Source organism: Lutibacter oricola (genome assembly GCF_900106565.1).
In the GTDB taxonomy this organism is placed as follows: domain Bacteria; phylum Bacteroidota; class Bacteroidia; order Flavobacteriales; family Flavobacteriaceae; genus Lutibacter; species Lutibacter oricola.
Genome location: NZ_FNNJ01000053.1, coordinates 1 through 1,257, shown reverse-complemented (window position 1 = coordinate 1,257; position 1,257 = coordinate 1). Strand labels below are relative to the sequence as shown.

At 26.2% G+C, this 1,257-nt stretch carries 1 protein-coding gene; it reads right to left on the bottom strand.

Annotated features, from left to right (window positions below; all coding sequences use genetic code 11):
* Nucleotides 1–200: 200 nt before the first annotated feature.
* Entirely contained in the window at nt 201–644 is a 444-nt protein-coding gene (locus tag BLU40_RS17445; protein ID WP_090126833.1) for a hypothetical protein, read from the bottom strand.
* Nucleotides 645–1,257: the final 613 nt, after the last annotated feature.

Here is a 1,257-nt window from a genome sequence, read left to right as displayed (position 1 = left end):
AATTAATTTTCTCGTGTCTCTGTCAGCCTAACTATTTTTATCTTAAATGACTAAAATGTGGATTTCAGATGTGAAATCCGCCATTGTAGGCAACGGTCATGTACAAGATTTAGTTGCGTGTTTAAGCTATAAATTTAGTAAATAATTCCCGAGCAAAGAAAGTCCGTGAGGACTTTCGTAAGTAGGCTCTAACCAAGCAATTAATTTTGTACGTTGTTGGCAATAGTTTTTTTATCTTTAATCGTAATTTTAATTTTTCCGTTTTTTTTCTCAATAATCTCTGCTTTTAATTCAAGTAACCTATTGTTGTCATCTTTAACTGAAAAGATTCGATTAAATCGATTCTTATTCTTTCTTAAAGGAGTATTTCCACTAGTTAAAACAGCTGGTTCAATTTCAATTTCTCTTTCTGATTGTTTTAAAGGTCTTTCAGAAATAATTTCAAATCCAAGTTTTTTAAAATCATCTTTGACAAACTCTGTAATCTTTTTATTTTTTTTAATCCAATAAATTACTCCGAGATAAATTATCATTGGAACAAAGATTATAATTAAATATTCAGTTGCAAATAAAATATAAATCATACTCATAAAAACTACAATAGTTAATAAAGTATAGATTATATATTCAGATGGTTTTGTCATTATTCGTAGAATTTATCAATTATGAAAATGTTATTGTTATATTATTACCAAGATAAAAGAAAACCCTTTTCTATGAGAGTTAATTCTCGTTTGTCAGGAATGCTATATTTCATATTTCTATTGGTATCGAAAAAAATATTATAATGATAATTAGCAATTCTATTAAATTCAAGTAAAATTTATTTGCAATAACTTTTTTTAACAAAAAATCAGCTATTAACCCGATAAAACCAATTCCGATTAATCCCAAAATTCCAATAACTCCCCAACCTTCTCCAGCTGATAAAACTTTCCAATTTATAGTCATATAGATAAATGAAATCAAAATTGTTAAAATTGATATTATATTAAGAATTGTTAGTTTTTGTATTATACTGAAATAGGTTGACCTTTTTCTTGTTAATATTTACCCGTTCAAAAGATTTTTTTTAGCCGTTTAGAAGGCAAAAAATAATTTGAACTAGGTCTTTTCTTAAATCATAAGTTCAGGTAAATTTACCTTATTTTTTCGATATGACTTGTATTTAATAGTTGGATTTAAATGAACTTCTGCTGGTTTTCTTAAATCGAGACTGAAATGAGTTCTTAAATTGTTATAAATATAGACAGCTTG

Coding starts and splice junctions, on each gene's coding strand:
- BLU40_RS17445 (WP_090126833.1), bottom strand. CDS start 644: ATGACAAAACCATCTGAATATATAATCTATACTTTATTAACTATTGTA.